This is a genomic window from Cellulosimicrobium sp. 4261, assembly GCF_040546915.1.
GTDB classification, from domain to species: Bacteria; Actinomycetota; Actinomycetes; order Actinomycetales; family Cellulomonadaceae; genus Cellulosimicrobium; species Cellulosimicrobium cinnabarinum.
The window spans coordinates 80167-99560 of sequence record NZ_JBEPOQ010000013.1 but is presented as its reverse complement, the minus strand read 5'-3'; the positions used below and the strand labels follow the sequence as shown (position 1 = coordinate 99560).

The window sequence follows — 19394 nt, the reverse complement described above, 5'->3', positions numbered from 1 at the left end:
CGCACCAACGCCTCGCGGTCCAACGCCGCCACCGACGCGATCACCGGCAGGCGCCCGATGAACTCCGGGATCAACCCGAACCGGTGCAGATCCTCGGGCCGCACCTGCGCGAACAGGTCCTCCCCCGCACCCGTCTCGATCGGCGCACCAAAACCCACACCCCGCTTGCGCGCCCGCGCCGCCACGATGTCGTCCAACCCCGCAAAAGCCCCCGCCACGATGAACAGCACGTTCGAGGTGTCCACCTGGATGAACTCCTGGTGCGGATGCTTACGACCACCCTGCGGCGGCACCGACGCGCTCGTGCCCTCGATGATCTTCAACAACGCCTGCTGCACACCCTCACCCGACACGTCCCGCGTGATCGAGGGGTTCTCCGCCTTGCGCGCCACCTTGTCGATCTCATCGATGTAGATGATGCCCGTCTCAGCCTTCTTCACATCGAAGTCCGCCGCCTGCACCAACTTCAACAAGATGTTCTCCACGTCCTCACCGACATACCCCGCCTCGGTGAGCGCCGTCGCGTCCGCGATCGCAAAAGGCACGTTCAACATCCGCGCCAGCGTCTGCGCCAGATACGTCTTGCCCGTCCCCGTCGGACCGATCAACAAGATGTTCGACTTCGCCAGCTCCACGAAGTCCGCGTCGTCGGGGTTCGACGGCTTGGCCTGCTCCCCCGCCTGCACGCGCTTGTAGTGGTTGTAGACCGCGACGGCCAGGGCCCGCTTCGCGGCGTCCTGGCCGATGACGTACTGCTCGAGGAACTCGAAGATCTCCTTGGGCTTGGGCAGCTCCGTGAGGCCGAGCTCAGTCGCCTCGGCGAGCTCCTCCTCGATGATCTCGTTGCAGAGGTCGATGCACTCGTCGCAGATGTACACGCCGGGGCCCGCGATGAGCTTCTTGACCTGCTTCTGCGACTTGCCGCAGAACGAGCACTTCAGCAGGTCGGCACCGTCTGAGATACGAGCCACTACGCGTCTCCTTGTCCCGGTGCCCGGTCCTCCGGCCGTCGGGTTCGACGGCTCAGGGCCCGGGCACGGCCGAGCGGGTCCTGCTCCCCATTCCACACCACGGGGCCCCCGTTGTCAGGTGGGCTCTCCGCACGGGGCGCAAACGTGTCGCGCCGCCGGCCCCGACGGGGACGGCGGCGCGGCGCGTGGTCAGGCGTGCCGGGTCACGGCTTGTTGATCGCGACGGCCTTGCGGCTCTCGAGGACCTGGTCCACGAGGCCGTACTCCTTCGCCTGCTCGGCGGTGAGGATCTTGTCGCGCTCGATGTCCTGGCGGACCTGCTCGACCGACTTGCCCGAGTGCAGCGCGAGGGTGTCCTCGAGCCACTCGCGCATGCGGATGAGCTCGTTCGCGTGGATCTCGATGTCGGACGCCTGCGCGTAGCCGCCGCCCTCCATCGCGGGCTGGTGGATGAGCACGCGCGCGTTGGGGAGCGCGAGACGCTTGCCCGGCTGGCCCGCGGCGAGCAGCACGGCCGCGGCGGAGGCCGCCTGGCCGAGGCAGACCGTCTGGATCTGCGGCTTGATGTACTGCATCGTGTCGTAGAGCGCGGTCATCGCGGTGAACGACCCGCCCGGCGAGTTGATGTAGAGGATGACGTCGCGGTCCGGGTCCTGGCTCTCGAGCACGAGGAGCTGGGCCATGACGTCGTCCGCGGACGCGTCGTCGACCTGGACGCCCAGGAAGATGATGCGGTCCTCGAACAGCTTGGTGTAAGGGTCCTGCCGCTTGAAGCCGTAGGCCGTGCGCTCCTCGAACTGCGGGAGCACGTAGCGGGCGGACGGCGCGCCGCCCGGCAGGGCGACGCCGCCGGGACGGGCCGCGGGGCCGGCGAGGCGCTGGGCGGTGGACAGGTACTGGGACTCGGCGCTGAAGCTCACGGGTTCTCCTCGGTGAAGTCTGGTGTCCGGTGCGGGGTCAGGAACCCGTGGTGCCGCCGCCGCCGGTCACGGACGACGCGTTGGTGACGACGTGGTCGATGAAGCCGTACTCCAGCGCCTCCTGCGCGGTGAACCAGCTGTCCCGGTCGTTGTCCTTGAGGATCTGCTCGAGCGGCTTGCCGGTCTGCTCGGCCGTGAGCTCGGAGAGCACCTGCTTCATGTGCATGATGAGCTGCGCGTTGATGCGCACGTCCGTCGCGGTACCGCCGATGCCACCGGACGGCTGGTGCATCATGACGCGCGCGTGCGGCGTCGCGTACCGCTTGCCCTTGGTGCCGGACGACAGCAGGAACTGCCCCATCGAGGCCGCCATGCCCATGGCGATCGTCGCGACGTCGGGCTGGATGTACTGCATGGTGTCGTAGATCGCCATGCCGGCCGTGATCGAGCCGCCGGGCGAGTTGATGTACAGCCAGATGTCCTTGTCCGGGTCCTCCGCGGCGAGCAGCATCATCTGGGCGCAGATCGCGTTCGCGTTCTCGTCGCGCACCTCCGAGCCGAGCCAGATGATGCGCTCCTTGAGGAGCCGGTTGTAGATGGAGTCGTTGAGTCCGAGGCCCGGACCCTCGGCGCGGTTCACCGGGGCCGTCGCGTCGGACGGCAGGTACAGCTCGTTCACATCCATCTCCTTCGTCGCTCCCGCGGGTCGCCCCCGCCTGCGCTGCCCTGGCCGGCCGGGACGGCGTCCCGGTCCAGCCGTGCTGCAGTGACCCTAACGCGGTCCGTGCCCGCCGTTCGTCCCGGCGGGCCGCGTTTTCGCTGACGGCGCACCAGGTGCGCCGACCCTCGCCGACGACGACGGCCCGCACCCTCGCGCAGAGGGTGCGGGCCGTCGTGGGGACCGTCCGGCCGAGGCCGCCGAGGCGTCAGGCCTTGGTCGCGTCCTTCTCGTCGTCCTCGACCGGGGCGTCGGCCGCGGGGGCGGCGGAGTCGTCCACGAGCGCCTCCTCGACCGGCTCACCGGCGACGTCCTCGACGGGCTCGTCCGCGGCGGCGTCCTCGTCGTCCGAGCCGATGAACTCGGTCAGGTCCACCACGTTGCCGGCGGTGTCCTTGACCTCGATCTGGCGCAGCGCGACGGCGAGCGACTTGGAGCGCGCGACCTCGCCGACCATCGCGGGGATCTGCCCGCCCTGGTCGAGCGACTGGATGAACTGGTTCGGGTCCATCCCGTACTGGCGCGAGGCGCTCACGAGGTACTCGAGGAGCTCGTTCTGCGCGACCTTGATCTCGAGCTGCTCGGCGAGCGTGTCGAGCAGGATCTGGTTGCGCAGGGCGTCGGTCGCCTCGACCGTGACCTCGGCGCGGTGCGTGTCGTCCTCCAGGCGGCCCTCGGACTCGAGGTGGCGGTGCACCTCGGCCTCGACGGCGCCCGCGGGGACGGGGATCTCGACGGCGTCGTTGAGCGCCTTGAGCAGCTCGTCGCGCGCCGCGACGGCCTGGTTCGACGTCTTGATGCTCGCGACCTGCTCGCGCAGGTCCGCGGTGAGCTCCTCGAGCGTGTCGAACTCGGAGGCGAGCTGGGCGAACTCGTCGTCGGCCTCGGGGAGGTCGCGCTGCTTCACGGAGGTGGCGGTGACGGTGACCGCGGCCTCCTTGCCCTCGTGCTCGCCGCCGGCCAGCGGCGCGTTGAACGTGGTCGTCTCCTCGGCAGACAGGCCGGTGAGCGCCTCGTCGAGGCCCTCGAGCATGTTGCCCGAGCCGATCTGGTAGCTGACGCCGGAGACGGAGTCGACCTCCTCGCCGTCGATCTCGGCCTTCAGGTCGAGCACGACGAAGTCGCCCTCGGCCGCGGGGCGGTCGACGCCGACGAGGGTGCCGAAGCGCTCGCGCAGCGCGTCGAGGCGCTCGGTGACGTCCTCGTCCGTGACCTCGGCGGGCTCGACGGTGATCGCGAGCGAGTCGAGCGCGGGCAGCGTGATCTCGGGGCGGACCTCGACCTCGGCGGTGAAGACCAGCTGACCCTCGCCGGCCTTCGCCGGGATCTCGGTGACCTCGACCTCGGGCTGGCCGAGGGGGCGCAGGTTCTCCTCGCTCGCGGCCTGGCGGTAGAAGCCGGAGAGCGCGTCGTTGACGGCGTGCTCGATCACGGCGCCCCAGCCGACGCGCTGGTCGATGACGCGGGGCGGGACCTTGCCCTTGCGGAAGCCGGGGATGTTCACCTGCTCCGCGATGTGCTTGTAGGCGTGGTCGATGCTCGGCTTGAGCTCGTCGTACTCCACCTCGACGGTCAGCTTGACCTTGGTGGGGTCCAGGGTCTCGACGGCGCTCTTCACTTCGATGATCTCCAACTGATCGGGGCGGGCCGCGGACGGCCGGGGACGGCACCGCACGCGGGCGTACGGGCAACCGTCCCATCGTACGCGAGCGGTCAAGCGCGCTCGACGCGGCGGCTCGCCCGTGGCGCCCGTCGCGGCACGGCGAGCAGCACCGCGAGCGCCACGACCGCCGTCGCCGCGACGGTCGGCCACCGCAGTCCGACCGCGCCGACCGCGTCGAGGAGCACCGCCATGACCATCTGCCCGCCGACGACGGTCAGCGTGAGGACGAACGTGCCGAGGTGCCGGACGGCGCACGCGGCCGCGACGGTGACGAGGGTCCCCAGGGGGCCGCCGAGGTAGAGCCACCACTGCGCCGGGAGGGTGACGCCGTCGAGCAGCCCGAGGGGGACGCCGAGGGCGCACACGAGCGTGATGCCGGCGAGGCCGCCGGTGACCGAGGTGAGGGTCGCCACGACGGGGTCGCCCGTGAGCTCCGTGACACGGCCGTTGCCGGCCTGCTGGCCGCACAGCACCGCGCCGCCGACGAAGAGCGCCGTACCGGCCGCGACCACCGCCCACCCGGGGCCGCCCGCGCTGCTGCCGAGCACCGCGATCCCGAGCCCCGCCACCGCGGCGAGGCCCGCTCCCGCGCGACGCGGCGTGAGCCGAAGGGGCGCGGGCAGCCCGACGCCCCGCGCGTCGAGCGCGAGCCCGGCGACGGTCTGGCCGGCCACGGCGCAGACCGAGGCGACCGCGACCCCGACGAGCGGGATCCCCGCGGCCATCGCGACGACGATCGGCACGCTGCACAGCCCGACCGCGAACCACCACCACGAGGCGGTCGAGCGCACGACGGCGAGCGTCGACCGGACGCGGCGGCGGACGACGATCACGAGCACGGTCCCGAGGAGGGTGCCCACGTAGGAGAGCCATGCGGCGAGGACGGGTCCCGTCCCTGCGGCACCGAGATCGCCGTTGAGGCGCCCCTGGAGCGAGAGCACCGCGCCGCTCCCGGCGGCGACGAGCGCGGCGACGGTGACGCGGGCCGCCGGGCCGGCGGGCGCGAAGGCCTCGCTCAACGGGCACCTCCTGGGGACCGGGGCCGCCGCGACGGCCCGGACGTCGGCGACGTCCCGCGACGCCCCCGCAGGGCGCCGCGCGAAGGTCGGGGTGACAGGATTTGAACCTGCGACCTTCCGCTCCCAAAGCGGACGCGCTACCAACCTGCGCCACACCCCGTCGTCCGCCGCGGCGGGCGGACCAGGGGCAAGTGTACTGGCGGGACGGTGCGCCACCGACGGCGCCGGCCGCGCACGGACGCGCAGGGCGACGACGCGGGCACCGGCCGCCCGCCGACGTTTGCTAGGGTGGCGGCCGCAGGTCGGTGGCACGCCGTCCCGGGCGGCCGCAGAGGCCGACCACCGGACGCATCTCACGACCCGCGCGGGCGTAGCTCAATGGTAGAGCCCCAGTCTTCCAAACTGGCTACGCGGGTTCGATTCCCGTCGCCCGCTCCGATCGTCCTCGACACCACGGGCGCCCCGCCTCCACGGCCGGGCGCCCGTCGTCGTCCCCCGTCCGTCCTGCCGCGCACGGCGCTCCGGGCCCGACGCCGCCCGCACGCTGCCACGAGCCCTCCCCGGACGGCGTTGCAGGGCCGCGCCGCGGACCGATAGCCTCAGGGCACGCGCGCCGTCGGCACGCCCGGAGCTCCGGGCGGCTCCCGGCGCGACCGACCAGGAGGAGCGAGGAATGACCGCGACGACCGCGCGTCCTGCATCGCTGCACCGCGCCGCGCCGCGCACCTCCTGTTGTCGCTGTCTCGGCTGCCGCTGACGACGGCCGTCCCCGCGTGCCCCGGCACGCCCGCGCACGTCCCTCGTCCCGCCCGAGCCCGTCCCGCCGTCCGCGCGCGTCCGCGCCGCCCCCGCGAGACGCTGGACCCCGGCCACCGGGCGCGCCCCGCTCCCCATCGGTACCCCCACCTGGCTCACCCCGAGCCGTCGACAGAAGAGGAAGACATGGCACGCATCTACGACGACGTCACGCAGCTCGTCGGCAACACCCCGCTGGTCCGGCTCAACAAGCTCACCGAGGGGCTCGGCGCCACCGTGGTGGGCAAGCTCGAGTTCTACAACCCCGCCAACTCGGTCAAGGACCGCATCGGCGTCGCGATCATCGACGCCGCCGAGGCGTCCGGGGAGCTGAAGCCCGGCGGGACGATCGTCGAGGCGACGTCGGGCAACACCGGCATCGCGCTCGCGATGGTGGGTGCGGCGCGCGGGTACGACGTCGTGCTGACGATGCCGGAGACGATGTCGAAGGAGCGCCGCGCGCTGCTGCGCGCGTTCGGTGCGGAGCTCATCCTCACGCCGGGCTCCGAGGGCATGAAGGGCGCCGTCAGCCGCGCCGACGAGATCGTCGCCGAGCGCGAGGGCGCGATCCTGGCCCGCCAGTTCGCCAACGAGGCGAACCCGGAGATCCACCGCCGCACGACGGCGGAGGAGATCTGGGCCGACACCGACGGCGCGGTGGACATCGTCGTCGCGGGCATCGGCACGGGCGGCACCATCACGGGCGTGGGCCAGGTGCTCAAGGAGCGCAAGCCCGGCGTGCAGATCGTCGCGGTCGAGCCGGAGGAGTCGGCCATCCTCAACGGCGGCCAGCCCGGCCCGCACAAGATCCAGGGCATCGGCGCGAACTTCGTGCCGGAGATCCTCGACACCTCGGTCTACGACGAGGTGATCGACGTCAACGCCGAGACGGCCGTCGAGTACGCGCGCCGCGCCGCCAAGGAGGAGGGCCTGCTCGTCGGCATCTCGTCGGGCGCCGCGATCGCGGCCGCGCTGCAGCTCGCCGCGCGTCCCGAGAACGCGGGCAAGCTCATCGTGACGATCATCCCGTCGTTCGGCGAGCGCTACCTGTCCTCCGTCCTCTACGCCGACCTGCTGGACTGACGTGACCGACCCCCACCCCCGCGCACGGACGGCCGGCCACCGGCTGCGCCGGTTCGTGCGCGTGCTCGGCGAGGACCTCGAGGCGGCCCGACGGCGGGACCCCGCCGCGCGCAGCCGCCTCGAGGTCGCTCTCGCGTACCCCGGCGTGCACGCCGTGTGGGCCTACCGGCTCGCGCACCGCATGTGGCGCGAGCCGCTGCTGCGCCTGCCGGCACGCCTCGTGTCGCAGGCGGCGCGAGCGCTCACCGGCGTGGAGATCCACCCCGGGGCGCGCATCGGCCGACGGCTGTTCATCGACCACGGGATGGGCGTCGTCGTGGGCGAGACCGCCGTGGTCGGCGACGACGTCGTGCTCTTCCACACGTCGACGCTCGGCGGGCGCTCGATGAAGCGGGGCAAGCGCCACCCCACGCTCGGCGACCGGGTCGTCGTCGGTGCCGGGGCGAAGATCCTCGGCCCGGTGTGGGTCGGCGACGACGTCCAGGTCGGGGCCAACGCCGTCGTCGTCAAGGACGTGCCCGCGGGCGCCGTCGCCGTGGGCGTGCCGGCCACGGTCCGGATGCCGGCGGGCACGCCCGCCGCGCGCGAGACCGTCGAGGACCCGTCGCTCCTCATCGAGTACGTCATCTGAGGGCCGCGACGGCGCCCCCGGATCGGCTAGTGTGGTCGCGGGCGGTACCTGAGACCGCGCGTACCGGATACCCCCCTGCCCGGTACGCCCTCGGGTACCGCCCGCTCACCGCCGCTCGCGGCCGCCCGTCCGCGGCAGCCCGGCCCGGCACCACGACCCTCGACGAGGAGGAGCGCGCATGCGCCTCGGCATCCACACCGGCTACTGGTCGGCCGGTCCCCCCGACGGCATCCAGGACGCGATCGTGGCGGCCGACCGCCTCGGCGTCGACTCGGTCTGGACCGCGGAGGCCTACGGCTCCGACGCGTTCACGCCGCTCGCGTGGTGGGGCTCGCGCACGACCCGCATCCGCCTCGGGACGGCCGTCGCGCAGGTCTCCGCACGCACCCCGACCGCGACGGCGATGGCCGCGCTGACGATGGACCACCTCTCGGGCGGCCGGTTCGTCCTCGGCCTCGGCGTGTCCGGGCCGCAGGTGGTCGAGGGCTGGTACGGGCAGCCGTACGCGAAGCCGCTCGCGCGCACGCGCGAGTACGTGCAGGTCGTGCGCGACGTCCTGCGCCGGGAGGCGCCCGTGACGTCGTCCGGGCCGCACTACCCGCTCCCCCTGCCCGAGGGCGCCGGGACGGGCCTGGGCAAGCCGCTGCGCTCGACCGTCCACCCGCTGCGGGCCGACCTCCCGATCCATCTCGCGGCCGAGGGACCCAAGAACATCGCGCTCGCGGCCGAGATCGCGGACGGTTGGCTCCCGCTGTTCTACTCGCCGCGCATGGACGCCACGTTCCGCGAGCTCCTCGCCGACGGCTTCGCGCGGCGTGCGCCCGACCGCTCGCCCGAGTCGTCGTTCGAGGTGAGCGCGACCGTCCCCGTCGTCGTGCGCGAGCACGTCGAGCAGGCGGCGGACCAGGTGCGCCCGTTCCTCGCGCTGTACGTCGGCGGGATGGGCGCCAAGGGCGCGAACTTCCACCGCGACGCGCTCGACCGCCTCGGGTACGCCGAGGCGTGCGACGAGATCCAGGCGCACTACCTCGCGGGCCGCAAGGACCTCGCCGCCGCCGCCGTCCCGACGTCGATGGTCGAGGACGTCGCGCTCGTGGGGCCGCCCGAGAAGATCGCGCGCGACCTCGCGGCGTGGCGCGAGACGGCGGTGACGACGCTCCTCGTCCAGGGCGACGCGACGGCCGTGCAGACGCTCGCCCCGCTCCTCGCGGCACCGACCCCGGGCTGATCCCGACCGCGGCGGTCAGTCGTTTGCGCCGGGGAACCAGACGGCACGGCGCAGGTCCACACGGCGCCCGTCGCGCGACAGCGGGCACCCCTCGGCGCGGAGCTCCGCGAGCGCCGCGTCGAGGTGGTGCGCGGGCGGCGACCCCGCCGCGTTGACGATCCGCCACCACGGGACCGGGGCGCCGTCGTCGTCCACCCCGGACGACCCGGCGAGCACCTGCCCGACCTGGCGCGGGCCGCCCCGCCCCAGCGACTCCGCGACGATCTCCGCGACGAGCCCGTAGGTCATGGCCCGCGCGGGCGGGACGCGCCGCACGAGGTCGAGCACCGCGGTCGCGTACTCCTGGGCGAGGGCCCGGGGGTCGGCGCGGTCGTCGTCGCCGGCTCCGTCACGTCCGGGGGTGCGTCGTGCCATGGCGCCCGACCCTAGCCGTCGCGAATGTCCTGGCGCGAGCACCGCCCGGGACGCCAGGATCGGGGGCATGAACGACCACCGACCCGCCCGCCTCCCCGACGGCTACGAGATCGTCCCCCTCACGTCCGCCGACCTGCGCGACGTGCTCGACCTCGACACCACGACGTTCCCCTCGCCGGTCGAGGTCGACGAGCTCGTCGACCTCCCCTTCCCGCTCACCTGGGAACGCGCGCTCGGTGTGACGGTCGAGCGCGAGGACGTCGACGCGCCGCCGGTCGACGGTGCGCGCCCCGTGCGGCGCGAGCTCGTGGGGATGCACGCGTCGTACCCGTTCGCGCGCTTCCCGGTCCCCGGGGCGACCGCACCGGTCGCGGGCCTCACCTGGGTGGGCGTCCACCCCGCGCACCGGCGGCGCGGCATCCTCAGCGCGATGATCGACACGCACCTCGCCCGGTGCCGCGAGCGGGGCGAGCCGGTCTCGGCGCTCTTCGCGGCGGAGGCGGCCATCTACGGCCGCTTCGGGTACGGCAAGGCGGCCGACGACGTACGGCTCACCGTCCCGCGCGGCGTCGCGCTGCGCGACGTCCCGGGTGCCGAGCGCCACACCGTGCGCATCGAGCGCGCCGACCGCGCGCGGCACGGCCAGCTCGTCGCGACGATCCACGAGCGCGCGGGCGCCGACCCGACGGGCCAGGGCGCCGGCATCAACCGTCCGGGGTGGGCGACGCGCGAGACGCCCGAGCTCCAGGCGACGTTCTGGGACGACGCCAAGGTGTGGCGCAAGGACCGCGAGCCCACGCGCATCGCGGTCGTCGAGCTCGACGGCGAGCCGCGCGGGTACGCGCGCTTCCACCGCAAGCTCTCGTGGGAGGCGACGGGCCCGCGCGGCCCGGTGAGCACGGGCGAGGTCGTCGCGCTCGACGCCGCGGCCGCCCGCGCGCTGTGGGGCGTGCTCACCGACCTCGACCTCACGCACGAGGTGACGCCCTTCATGCTGCCCGTGGACGACGTCGTCACGAGCCTGCTCGTGGACCCGCGCTCCGCGTCGCCGCGCCTCGCGGACAACCTGTGGGTCCGGGTCGTGGACGTGCCCGGCGCGCTCGCCGCGCGCCGGTACGCGGCGGACGTCGACGTCGTCCTGCACGTGACCGACGCGCGCCTGCCCGACAACGCGGGACGCTGGCGCCTGCGGGCGGAGGCCTTCGGCGCGGCGACGGCCGAGCGGACCGACGACGCGGCGGACGTCTCGCTCGACGTGCGCGAGCTCGGCGCGGCCTACCTGGGCGGGACGTCGCTCGCGGCCCTCGGCGCGGCGGGTCTCGTCGCCGAGCACTCCCCCGGCGCGCTCGCGCGCGCGAGCGCGGCCTTCGGCTGGCCCGTCGCGCCGGTGTGCAGCTGGGTGTTCTGACGCGGCGGGTGCACCCGGGTCCCGGGTGCACCCGCGGTCACGTCTGGCAGACGCCGCACCAGAAGAGGTTGCGCCCCGCGAGCTCCTTGAGCAGCACGGGTGTGCCGCACACCCGGCACGGCAGCCCGTCGCGGTGGTACACGTAGAACGCCTCGTCCGCGGGCACGGCGTCGGGCGCGACGTCGGTGTTCTGCCGCACGCGCCGCCGCCCGGTCGCCGCGCCGCCGGGGGCCGTGCCGTCGGGGGCCGTGCCGTCGTCGCGGTGCTCCGGGCGGGTCGTGACGATCGCGCCCGTGCGCGCGCCGTCGCGCATGAGCACGACGAGGTCGTCCCACACGGTCCGCAGGTCCTCCGCGGGCACGTCGCGGCCGGGGCGCATCGGGTCGAGCCCGGCCCGGAACAGCGCCTCCGCGCGGTAGATGTTCCCCACGCCCGCGACGACGTCCTGGTTCATGAGGAGCAGCCCGACGGGGCTCCGCGAGCGCCGCACCGCGGCGACGAACGCGTCGCGCGCGTCAGGCTCCCCGGGGCCCGGAGCACGGATCGGGTCGGGCCCGAGCCGGTCCTCGACGGCACGCTTCTCGTCGGCCGTGACGACCTCGCACGCCGTCGGGCCCGTGAGGTCCGCGACCGCGTGCGCGCCGACGAGCCGGACGCGCACGGCGCCGCGCGGCGGCGGGGGCGACCAGGCGCCGTCGGGCGCCTCCCCCGGGCCCGCCGGGACGGTCTCACGCTCACCGATCCGGCGCCGGGGCGCGCCGATCGCGTGCACGACGGCGGTGCCGCCGTCGCCCGCGAACGTCCACGCCCCGTAGAGGCCGAGGTGCACGCGGAGCCAGCGGACGTCGTCGGACGCGGCACCCGGCGCGGCGAAGCCGAGGAACATCTGCTTGCCCCACGCCTCGCTCGCGACGAGCACGCGCCCGTCGAGCAGGGCCGCGCCGGGGGCGAACCGGCCCTGCGGGCTGCTCACCGCGAGCGGCTCGCCCGTGAAGAGCTCGCCGAAGGCGCGCGCGAGGCGGTGGACGGTGTGGCCCTCGGGCACGTCAGGCCGAGGTGCTGCGTGCCGCCTCGTACGCCGCGAGCTGGTCGATGCGGCGCTGGTGGCGCGGGTCGCCGCTGAACGGCTCCGCGAGGAACGCGTCGACGAGCTCGACCGCCTCGTCCACCGAGTGCTGGCGCGCGCCCACCGCGACGACGTTCGCGTCGTTGTGCTGCCGCCCGAGGCGCGCGGTCTCCAGGTTCCAGGCGAGCGCGGCGCGCACGCCGACGACCTTGTTCGCCGCGATCTGCTCGCCGTTGCCGGAGCCGCCGATGACGACGCCCAGCGAACCGGGCTCCGCCGCCACCGCCTCGCCCGCCGCGAAGCAGAACGACGGGTAGTCGTCCTGCGCGTCGTACGTGTGGGCACCGTGGTCGACGACGTCGTGACCCGCCGCCCCCAGGTGCTCGACGAGATGGGTCTTGAGCTCGTAGCCGGCGTGGTCCGCGGCGATGTGAACGCGCATGGGCTCATCATGCCCCAGCGGGCCCCCTCGCCGCCGGGGTGAGGCCGTAGCCTGAGACGCATGACACAGACCTCCCCGACGTCCACGCCTCCGGCCTCGTCCGGCACCCCCGACGCCGCGCGCTCCGGCATCGACCTCGACGCGCTGGACCCCGCCGTCCGCCCGCAGGACGACCTGTACCGCCACGTCAACGGGCGCTGGCTCGCGACGCACGAGATCCCCGCCGACCGCGCGATGGACGGCGCGTTCCGGGCGCTCTACGACCAGGCGGAGGTGCACGTCCGCGAGATCATCACGGACCTCGGGGAGCAGGTCGCGGCGGGCGGCGCGGACGTCGGGCCGGACGCCGCGAAGGTCGGGTCCCTCTACGCGAGCTTCATGGACACCGAGCGGATCGAGGCGCTCGGGACCACGCCGCTGCAGCCGGACCTCGCGCTGATCGCGTCCGCGACGACGCAGGCCGAGCTCACCGGCGCGCTCGGCGCACTGCAGCGCACGGGCGGCGCCGGCGCCGTCGGATTCTGGGTCGACAACGACGCGAAGGACCCCGAGCGCTACGTCGCCTACCTCTACCAGTCGGGGCTCGGCCTGCCGGACGAGGCGTACTACCGCGAGGACCAGTACGCGCCCGTGCGCGAGAAGTACGTGCCGCACGTCGCGCGCATGCTCGCGCTCGCGGGCGTGACGTCCGAGACGTGGGGCGCGACGCCCGAGGACGCCGCCGAGCGGATCATGGCGCTCGAGACGAGGCTCGCCGCGAAGCACTGGGACGTCGTGCGCGACCGCGACGCCGACCTCACCTACAACCCGCGCACGCTCGCCGCGCTCGTGGAGGAGGCGCCCGGGTTCGACTGGCGTGCGTGGGTCCTCGCGCTCGGCGCGCCGCAGGGCTCGCTCGACGACGTCGTGGTGCGCGAGCCGGACTTCGCCGCCGGGTTCGCCGAGCTCTGGGCGAGCGAGCCGCTCGAGGACTGGAAGCTGTGGATGGTGTACCACCTCGTCACCGCCCGGGCGCCCTACCTCTCCGACGACCTCGTCGAGGCGAACTTCGACTTCTACGGGCGCACGCTGTCGGGAGCGCAGGAGGTGCGCGAGCGCTGGAAGCGCGCCGTCTCCGTCGTCGAGGGCGCGCTCGGCGAGGCCGTCGGCGCCCAGTACGTCGCGCGGCACTTCCCGCCCGCGCACAAGGCGCGCATGGAGGAGCTCGTGGCCTCCCTCGTGGCCGCCTACCGCGAGTCGATCACGACGCTCGACTGGATGACCGACGAGACGAAGGAGAAGGCGCTCGCCAAGCTCGAGGCCTTCACGCCGAAGATCGGCTACCCCGTGCGGTGGCGCGACTACTCGGCGCTCGTCGTCGACGCGCACGACCTCGTGGGCAACGTGCGCCGCGCGCACGCGTTCGAGCAGGACCGCGAGCTCGGCAAGATCGGGCGTCCGCTCGACCGCGACGAGTGGTTCATGACGCCCCAGACGGTCAACGCGTACTACAACCCGGGCATGAACGAGATCGTCTTCCCCGCCGCGATCCTCCAGCCCCCGTTCTTCGACCCCGAGGCCGACGACGCCGTGAACTACGGCGGCATCGGCGCCGTGATCGGCCACGAGATCGGTCACGGGTTCGACGACCAGGGCTCCAAGTACGACGGCGCGGGCCGCCTCGAGGACTGGTGGACGGCACGCGACCGCGAGGAGTTCGAGAAGCGGACGACGGCGCTCGTCGCCCAGTACGACGCGTACCGACCCGCCCAGCTCGGCGAGGACGGCCCGCACGTCAACGGCGCGCTGACCATCGGCGAGAACATCGGCGACCTCGGCGGCCTGTCCATCGCGCTCAAGGCCTACCGCATCGCCCTCGGCCGTCCGCTGGACGAGGCGCCCGTGGTCGACGGGCTCACGGCCATCGAGCGCGTGTTCCTCGGCTGGGCCCAGGTGTGGCAGTCGAAGGGCCGGGACGAGGAGGTCGTGCGGCGCATCGCGACCGACCCGCACTCGCCCAACGAGTTCCGCTGCAACGGGGTCGTGCGCAACGTGGACGAGTTCTACCGCGCCTACGACGTGCAGCCGGGCGACGCGCTCTACCTCGCGCCCGAGGAGCGCGTGCGCATCTGGTGACGCCGGACGCACGAGGGCCCGCGGCGGGTCGTCCCGCCGCGGGCCCTCGTGCGTGGTGGTCGGTCCGGTCAGAGCGTCCGGATGCCCGCGCGCGCGATCGTGAAGCCCTTGCCCGTGGCGTCGTCGCGGCACGTCATGCCGGTCTCCGCGCTGTCGCACGTGAAGGGGCCGACCGTCTTGGACGTGCCGTAGTCGAGGATCGCGGTGTCCCCCGGCGCGGGCTGCGGCTGCTCGGCCGCGGGCACGCACGGCTGGTCGACGCCGCCGCCGGCCTCCAGCACGACCTTGTAGCCCACCGTGCCGTCGCACCCGTCCACCGGGGCGGGCTGCGCGCCGAGCTGGGCGATGACGCACGTCGCGCTGACGTCCGTCACCTCGCAGGTGATGTTCCGCGACTCCGACGCGAACGTCTCGGACACCGTGGGCTCGGCCGGAGGCGTCTCCTCCGCTCCCTCCGTGGCGGACGCCGCCGGGGACGTCGACGCCCCGCCGAGCGGTTCCTCGTCGCCGCCGCCGAGCAACGAGATCGCGAAGACGATCGCCCCGAGGACGAGCAGCGCGTCGACCACGATGAACGCGATCCATCCGGCGCCCAGACGGTTCGAGCCGCGACCGTCGCCGCTCCCCCCGCGCCCGCCGCGACCGCCGGTCGACGGCCCGGACGGTGCGCCCGTCGACGCCGCGCGCGGCGCGGCGGCCGGGGCCGCCGAGGCCGGCGGGTGGTACGCGGGCTGCTGCGACGCCGGCGTGGCCGCCGCGTGGGCGGGCTGGCCGGTCGGCTCGTACGCCGCGGTACCGCCCGCGTACGGGCCTGCCGCGGCGTACCCGGCCGACGTGTCGCCCGGCGCGTAGCCCGGACGGCCCGCGGCCGTCCCGACCGGGGCCGCGACGCCGAAGCCGTTCTGCTCGGTCGCGTAGCGCACGCGCTGCGGCGGCACGGGGGACGGCGAGGGCGCCGGGACGGCGGGCTGCGCCGCCGTCGGGAGCTGCGTGATCGGCGTGACGTGCTGGACCGTCGTCGCCTGGAAGGACGCCGCCGACGCGACGACGGTCGGCTGACCGTCCGCGGGCGTGGCGCGCGGTGCCTGGGCCGTCGGTCCGCTCGTCGGGGCGAAGGAGGGCGGCCCGGAGGACGCGTGCGCGGGCACGGGTGCGAACGCCGTGGTCGGCTGGGCGTCGTCACGACCGACCGCGGCCCCCGGGACGCCGCCGGGGGGCGGCGGCGGCGGTGGCACGGGTGCGTTCGGGGACATGCTCGGCTCCTCGCGGGCTTCCTCGGCGGACTCGCCCGGTGCGACCGGGCGGCGGGCGCTCCTGACACCGCCCGCGAACTGACGAAGCATGGCACGAGCCACCCGCACCGGTCGAACCCCGGGAGCCCCGCGACGCCCCTGCCCCCGCGGTCTGCACGACGTCGGCACGACGTCCGCACGACGGCGACGCCGTGCCCGACGTCAGTCGAAGACCGGCCCCTGGGTGCGCGTGCGCTTGAGCTCGAAGAAGCCCGGCGTGCTCGCGACCAGCACGCACCCGTCCCACAGCCGGCCGGCGGCCTCGCCCTTCGGGGCGGGCGTCACCACGGGACCGAAGAACGCCGTCCCGCCGAACGCGACGACGGGGGTGCCGACGTCCTCGCCGACGCGACCGATGCCCTCGGCGTGCGACGCGCGCAGCTGCTCGTCGTAGGCGTCGGAACCCGCCGCCTCGGCGAGCGACGCGGGCAGGCCCACCTCGGCGAGCGCCTCGCGCACCACGGCGTCGTAGTCCGTGCGACCGCCCGGGTGCAGGCGCGTCCCGATCGCGTCGTAGAGGGGCTTGACGACGTCCTCGCCGTGCTCGACGCGCGCGGCGGTGACCACGCGCACCGGGCCCCACGCCTTCTCCATGAGCTCGCGGTACTCCTCCGGCAGGTCCCGGCCCTCGTTGAGCACCGCGAGGCTCATCACGTGCCAGCGGACGGTCACGTCGCGCACCTGCTCGACCTCGCCCATCCAGCGGCTCGTCATCCACGCCCACGGGCACACGGGGTCGAACCAGAAGTCGGCGACGCGCAGGTCGTCCTCGGTCGCGGTCGGGTCGGTCGTGGCGGTGAGCGTCACGGGGCGGTCTCCTTCGTCGTCGGTCGCGCCCGGGGGTCCGGGTCGCCGGGGCGCGCGGCCGGGCCGACGGCGTCCCCACCTCGTTCCGACACCGCGCGACCGCAGCGTATTCCCGGGAGCGGGCGCGGGCACGCGTGGGATGATCGTCCGTGGCCCACAGGCCGCCGTCGAGGCCGACCGGCCCGACCACGAGACCGAGGAGATGCAGTGCCCGGAGAGAACCTCACCCGCGCCGAGGCGAGCGAGCGCGCGGCGATCGTCGACGTCCAGTCCTACGAGGTCGACCTCGACCTCACGACGGGGGCGACGACGTTCGCGTCGACGACCGTGGTGCGGTTCACCGCGACCGAGGGCGCGAGCACGTTCGTCGACCTCGTCGCGCCGACCGTGCGCGAGGTCGTGCTCAACGGCCGCCCGCTCGACCCGGCGCAGGTGTTCGCCGACTCGCGCATCGCGCTCGACGGCCTCGCGGCCGACAACGAGCTGCGCGTCGTCGCCGACTGCGCGTACACGAACACGGGCGAGGGCCTGCACCGGTTCGTCGACCCCGTCGACGGCGAGGTCTACCTCTACACGCAGTTCGAGGTCCCGGACTCGCGGCGCGTGTTCGCCGTGTTCGAGCAGCCCGACCTCAAGGCCACGTTCGCGTTCACGGTCACCGCGCCCGCGGCGTGGGAGGTCGTGAGCAACCAGCCGACGCCGGCACCCGAGGCGCTCGGCACGAAGGCCGACCCGACCGGCACCGGCGCCGGCGACGTCGAGGTCGCGCGCTGGGCGTTCGAGCCGACGCCGCGCATCTCGTCGTACATCACCGCGCTCGTCGCGGGTCCCTACGTCGTGGAGCGCAGCGAGCTCACGTCGTCCGACGGCCGCACGATCCCGCTCGGGGTCTTCTGCCGCGCGTCGCTCGCCGACCACATGGACGCCGACTACGTGTTCGACAAGACGCGCGAGGGCTTCGCGTTCTTCGAGTCCGCGTTCGAGCACCCGTACCCGTTCGACAAGTACGACCAGCTCTTCGTGCCCGAGTACAACATGGGCGCGATGGAGAACGCCGGGTGCGTGACGTTCACCGAGACGTACGTCTTCCGGTCCAAGGTCACCGACGCGGTCAAGGAGCGTCGCGTCGTGACGATCCTCCACGAGCTCGCGCACATGTGGTTCGGCGACCTCGTGACCATGAAGTGGTGGAACGACCTGTGGCTCAACGAGTCGTTCGCGGAGTACGCGTCGACGCTCGCGACCGCCGAGGCGACCGAGTGGCGCGAGGCCTGGACGACGTTCGCCGCGATGGAGAAGTCCTGGGCCTACCGCCAGGACCAGCTGCCCTCGACGCACCCCATCGTCGCGACGATCAACGACCTCGAGGACGTGTTCGTCAACTTCGACGGCATCACCTACGCCAAGGGCGCGTCGGTGCTCAAGCAGCTCGTCGCGTGGGTCGGCAAGGAGCAGTTCCTCGCCGGCGTCGCGGCCTACTTCCGCAAGCACGCATGGGGCAACACGGAGCTGCGCGACCTGCTCGTCGAGCTCGAGACCACGAGCGGCCGCGACCTCACCGCGTGGTCCGCGCTGTGGCTGGAGACCGCGGGCGTGAACACGCTGCGACCCGAGTTCGACCTCGACGCCCACGGCCGCTTCACCACCTTCTCCGTCGTGCAGACGGCGGCCGCCGACCACCCGACGCTACGCCCGCACCGGCTCGGGATCGGCTTCTACGACGTGCAGGAGGTCGACGGCGAGCAGGTCCTGACCCGCGTGCACCGCACCGAGGTCGACGTGGCCGGGCCGCGCACCGAGATCCCCGAGCTGCTCGGCCTCGACCGCCCGCAGCTCGTCCTGCTCAACGACGACGACCTCGCGTACGCGAAGATCCGCCTCGACCCCGCGTCGCTCCAGGTCGCGACCGAGCACCTCGCGGACCTCGCCGACCCGCTGGCCCGCTCGCTCGTCTGGGGCTCCGCGTGGGACGCGACGCGCGACGGCGAGACCCCGGCCAGCGACTACGTGCGCCTCGTGCTGGGCAACATCGCCCGCGAGACCGAGTCGACGACGATCCGTACGACGCTCAACCAGCTCGCGCTCGCCGCGAAGACGTACGTCGCGCCGGAGCGCCGCGAGGAGACGCTCGCGCACGTCGGCGACGTGCTCTGGTCGCTCGCGCAGGACGCCGCCCCCGGCTCGGACCTGCAGTTCCAGCTCGTGAAGTTCTTCGCGCACCTCGCGTCCACGCCCACGCACGGCGAGGCGCTGCGGTCGCTGCTCGACGGCTCCGCGGCCCTCGACGGGCTCGAGATCGACACCGACCTGCGCTGGGAGATCCTCGAAGGGCTCGTCCTGCTCGACCTCGCGGACGACGCCGAGATCGAGGCGACGCTCGACGCCGACTCGACCGCGACGGGTCAGCAGTCCGCCGCGCGGGCCCGCGCGACCGTGCCCACCGCCGCGGCGAAGCGCGCCGCGTTCGACCGCCTCGTGGGCTCGGACGACGCCCCCAACGCGATCGTCCGCGCCACCACGCTCGGGTTCCAGCACGTCAACGACCCCGAGTCGCTCGCCCCGCTCGTCGGCGCGTACTTCGACGCGCTGCTCCCCCTGTGGGACCAGCGGTCCTACCACATCGCCGAGGCGCTGGTCACGGGCCTCTACCCCGCGCCGCTCGCGAGCACGGTGCTGCGCGACGCGACGCAGGAGTGGCTCGACGCCAACGCCGACGCCGCCCCCGCGCTGCGCCGGCTCGTCGTGGAGAACCTCGCCGGCGTCGAGCGCGCCCTCGCCGCCCAGGCCGCCGACGCCTGACCCGCCGGGCCGGCGCCCCGCAC

16 protein-coding genes and 2 tRNA genes are annotated in these 19394 nt (G+C 73.9%); 7 read left to right on the top strand and 11 right to left on the bottom strand.

Going from position 1 to position 19394, the window contains the following annotated elements; translation table 11 throughout:
• The 6 genes from clpX to ABIE39_RS15315 all read right to left on the bottom strand — a co-directional run.
• The coding region (gene clpX / locus ABIE39_RS15340) for an ATP-dependent Clp protease ATP-binding subunit ClpX (RefSeq protein ID WP_354052413.1) at window positions 1-971 on the bottom strand (971 nt) is incomplete at its 3' end.
• A 203-nt stretch (window positions 972-1174) separates the two neighbouring features.
• The gene (locus ABIE39_RS15335; RefSeq protein WP_074810524.1) at window positions 1175-1891 is read right to left on the bottom strand and encodes an ATP-dependent Clp protease proteolytic subunit; all 717 of its coding nucleotides are present in this window, start codon (window positions 1889-1891) and stop codon (window positions 1175-1177) included.
• A 37-nt stretch (window positions 1892-1928) separates the two neighbouring features.
• Window positions 1929-2576, bottom strand: coding sequence for an ATP-dependent Clp protease proteolytic subunit (locus tag ABIE39_RS15330; protein ID WP_044144211.1), 648 nt, complete (start codon window positions 2574-2576; stop codon window positions 1929-1931).
• 241 nt (window positions 2577-2817) lie between these two features.
• Window positions 2818-4227: a trigger factor gene (gene tig, locus ABIE39_RS15325; protein ID WP_209827519.1), complete on the bottom strand. Its 1410-nt coding sequence runs from the start codon at window positions 4225-4227 to the stop codon at window positions 2818-2820.
• Window positions 4228-4322: 95 nt separating this feature from the next.
• On the bottom strand, window positions 4323-5291 hold the full coding sequence (locus ABIE39_RS15320) for a DMT family transporter (protein ID WP_209827517.1): 969 nt from the start codon (window positions 5289-5291) through the stop codon (window positions 4323-4325).
• Window positions 5292-5377: 86 nt separating this feature from the next.
• Window positions 5378-5451 (bottom strand) — tRNA-Pro (locus ABIE39_RS15315).
• Between the two features lie 204 nt (window positions 5452-5655).
• Here ABIE39_RS15315 and ABIE39_RS15310 point away from each other — a divergent pair.
• The 4 genes from ABIE39_RS15310 (at window position 5656) to ABIE39_RS15295 (ending at window position 9028) form a co-directional block, all read left to right on the top strand.
• Window positions 5656-5726: transfer RNA gene (locus tag ABIE39_RS15310), tRNA-Gly, on the top strand.
• Window positions 5727-6233: 507 nt separating this feature from the next.
• Complete coding sequence (cysK, locus tag ABIE39_RS15305; protein WP_021482934.1) at window positions 6234-7169, top strand: cysteine synthase A; 936 nt, start codon at window positions 6234-6236, stop codon at window positions 7167-7169.
• 1 nt (window position 7170) lies between these two features.
• The gene (gene epsC / locus ABIE39_RS15300) at window positions 7171-7800 is read left to right on the top strand and encodes a serine O-acetyltransferase EpsC (RefSeq protein WP_255180981.1); all 630 of its coding nucleotides are present in this window, start codon (window positions 7171-7173) and stop codon (window positions 7798-7800) included.
• 178 nt (window positions 7801-7978) lie between these two features.
• Window positions 7979-9028 (top strand): LLM class F420-dependent oxidoreductase, encoded by a 1050-nt coding sequence (locus tag ABIE39_RS15295; protein WP_175008171.1) that lies wholly within the window; start codon window positions 7979-7981, stop codon window positions 9026-9028.
• Window positions 9029-9043: 15 nt separating this feature from the next.
• On the opposite strand, the gene ABIE39_RS15290 is transcribed toward ABIE39_RS15295, so the two are convergent.
• On the bottom strand, window positions 9044-9442 hold the full coding sequence (locus ABIE39_RS15290; RefSeq protein ID WP_175008170.1) for an MGMT family protein: 399 nt from the start codon (window positions 9440-9442) through the stop codon (window positions 9044-9046).
• Window positions 9443-9509: 67 nt separating this feature from the next.
• Here ABIE39_RS15290 and ABIE39_RS15285 point away from each other — a divergent pair, with 67 nt between their 5' ends.
• Window positions 9510-10850, top strand: a complete 1341-nt coding sequence (locus ABIE39_RS15285; protein ID WP_354052410.1) for a GNAT family N-acetyltransferase — start codon at window positions 9510-9512, stop codon at window positions 10848-10850.
• Window positions 10851-10887: 37 nt separating this feature from the next.
• On the opposite strand, the gene ABIE39_RS15280 is transcribed toward ABIE39_RS15285, so the two are convergent.
• Both ABIE39_RS15280 and ABIE39_RS15275 read right to left on the bottom strand, forming a co-directional pair.
• Window positions 10888-11895: an Fpg/Nei family DNA glycosylase gene (locus ABIE39_RS15280; protein WP_354052408.1), complete on the bottom strand. Its 1008-nt coding sequence runs from the start codon at window positions 11893-11895 to the stop codon at window positions 10888-10890.
• Between the two features lies 1 nt (window position 11896).
• Window positions 11897-12358: a ribose-5-phosphate isomerase gene (locus ABIE39_RS15275; RefSeq protein ID WP_209827511.1), complete on the bottom strand. Its 462-nt coding sequence runs from the start codon at window positions 12356-12358 to the stop codon at window positions 11897-11899.
• Between the two features lie 60 nt (window positions 12359-12418).
• Here ABIE39_RS15275 and ABIE39_RS15270 point away from each other — a divergent pair, with 60 nt between their 5' ends.
• Window positions 12419-14473, top strand: coding sequence for a M13 family metallopeptidase (locus ABIE39_RS15270; RefSeq protein WP_354052406.1), 2055 nt, complete (start codon window positions 12419-12421; stop codon window positions 14471-14473).
• 68 nt (window positions 14474-14541) lie between these two features.
• Here ABIE39_RS15270 and ABIE39_RS15265 read toward each other — a convergent pair whose 3' ends face one another.
• Together ABIE39_RS15265 and ABIE39_RS15260 are read right to left on the bottom strand one after the other, a co-directional pair.
• Window positions 14542-15726, bottom strand: coding sequence for a hypothetical protein (locus tag ABIE39_RS15265; RefSeq protein WP_175008166.1), 1185 nt, complete (start codon window positions 15724-15726; stop codon window positions 14542-14544).
• Between the two features lie 201 nt (window positions 15727-15927).
• Window positions 15928-16572: a mycothiol-dependent nitroreductase Rv2466c family protein gene (locus tag ABIE39_RS15260; protein WP_400109818.1), complete on the bottom strand. Its 645-nt coding sequence runs from the start codon at window positions 16570-16572 to the stop codon at window positions 15928-15930.
• 207 nt (window positions 16573-16779) lie between these two features.
• On the opposite strand from ABIE39_RS15260, the gene pepN reads away from it, so the two are divergent.
• Window positions 16780-19371, top strand: coding sequence for an aminopeptidase N (gene pepN, locus ABIE39_RS15255; protein ID WP_354052404.1), 2592 nt, complete (start codon window positions 16780-16782; stop codon window positions 19369-19371).
• The last annotated feature ends 23 nt before the right edge of the window (window positions 19372-19394 follow it).

Excerpts from the sequence above, each read along its gene's own strand:
- ABIE39_RS15265 (WP_175008166.1), bottom strand. The coding sequence starts at position 15,726 with ATGTCCCCGAACGCACCCGTGCCACCGCCGCCGCCGCCCCCCGGCGGC.
- ABIE39_RS15330 (WP_044144211.1), bottom strand. The coding sequence starts at position 2,576 with ATGGATGTGAACGAGCTGTACCTGCCGTCCGACGCGACGGCCCCGGTG.
- ABIE39_RS15275 (WP_209827511.1), bottom strand. The coding sequence starts at position 12,358 with ATGCGCGTTCACATCGCCGCGGACCACGCCGGCTACGAGCTCAAGACC.
- ABIE39_RS15285 (WP_354052410.1), top strand. The coding sequence starts at position 9,510 with ATGAACGACCACCGACCCGCCCGCCTCCCCGACGGCTACGAGATCGTC.
- cysK (WP_021482934.1), top strand. The coding sequence starts at position 6,234 with ATGGCACGCATCTACGACGACGTCACGCAGCTCGTCGGCAACACCCCG.
- ABIE39_RS15290 (WP_175008170.1), bottom strand. The coding sequence starts at position 9,442 with ATGGCACGACGCACCCCCGGACGTGACGGAGCCGGCGACGACGACCGC.
- ABIE39_RS15270 (WP_354052406.1), top strand. The coding sequence starts at position 12,419 with ATGACACAGACCTCCCCGACGTCCACGCCTCCGGCCTCGTCCGGCACC.
- ABIE39_RS15295 (WP_175008171.1), top strand. The coding sequence starts at position 7,979 with ATGCGCCTCGGCATCCACACCGGCTACTGGTCGGCCGGTCCCCCCGAC.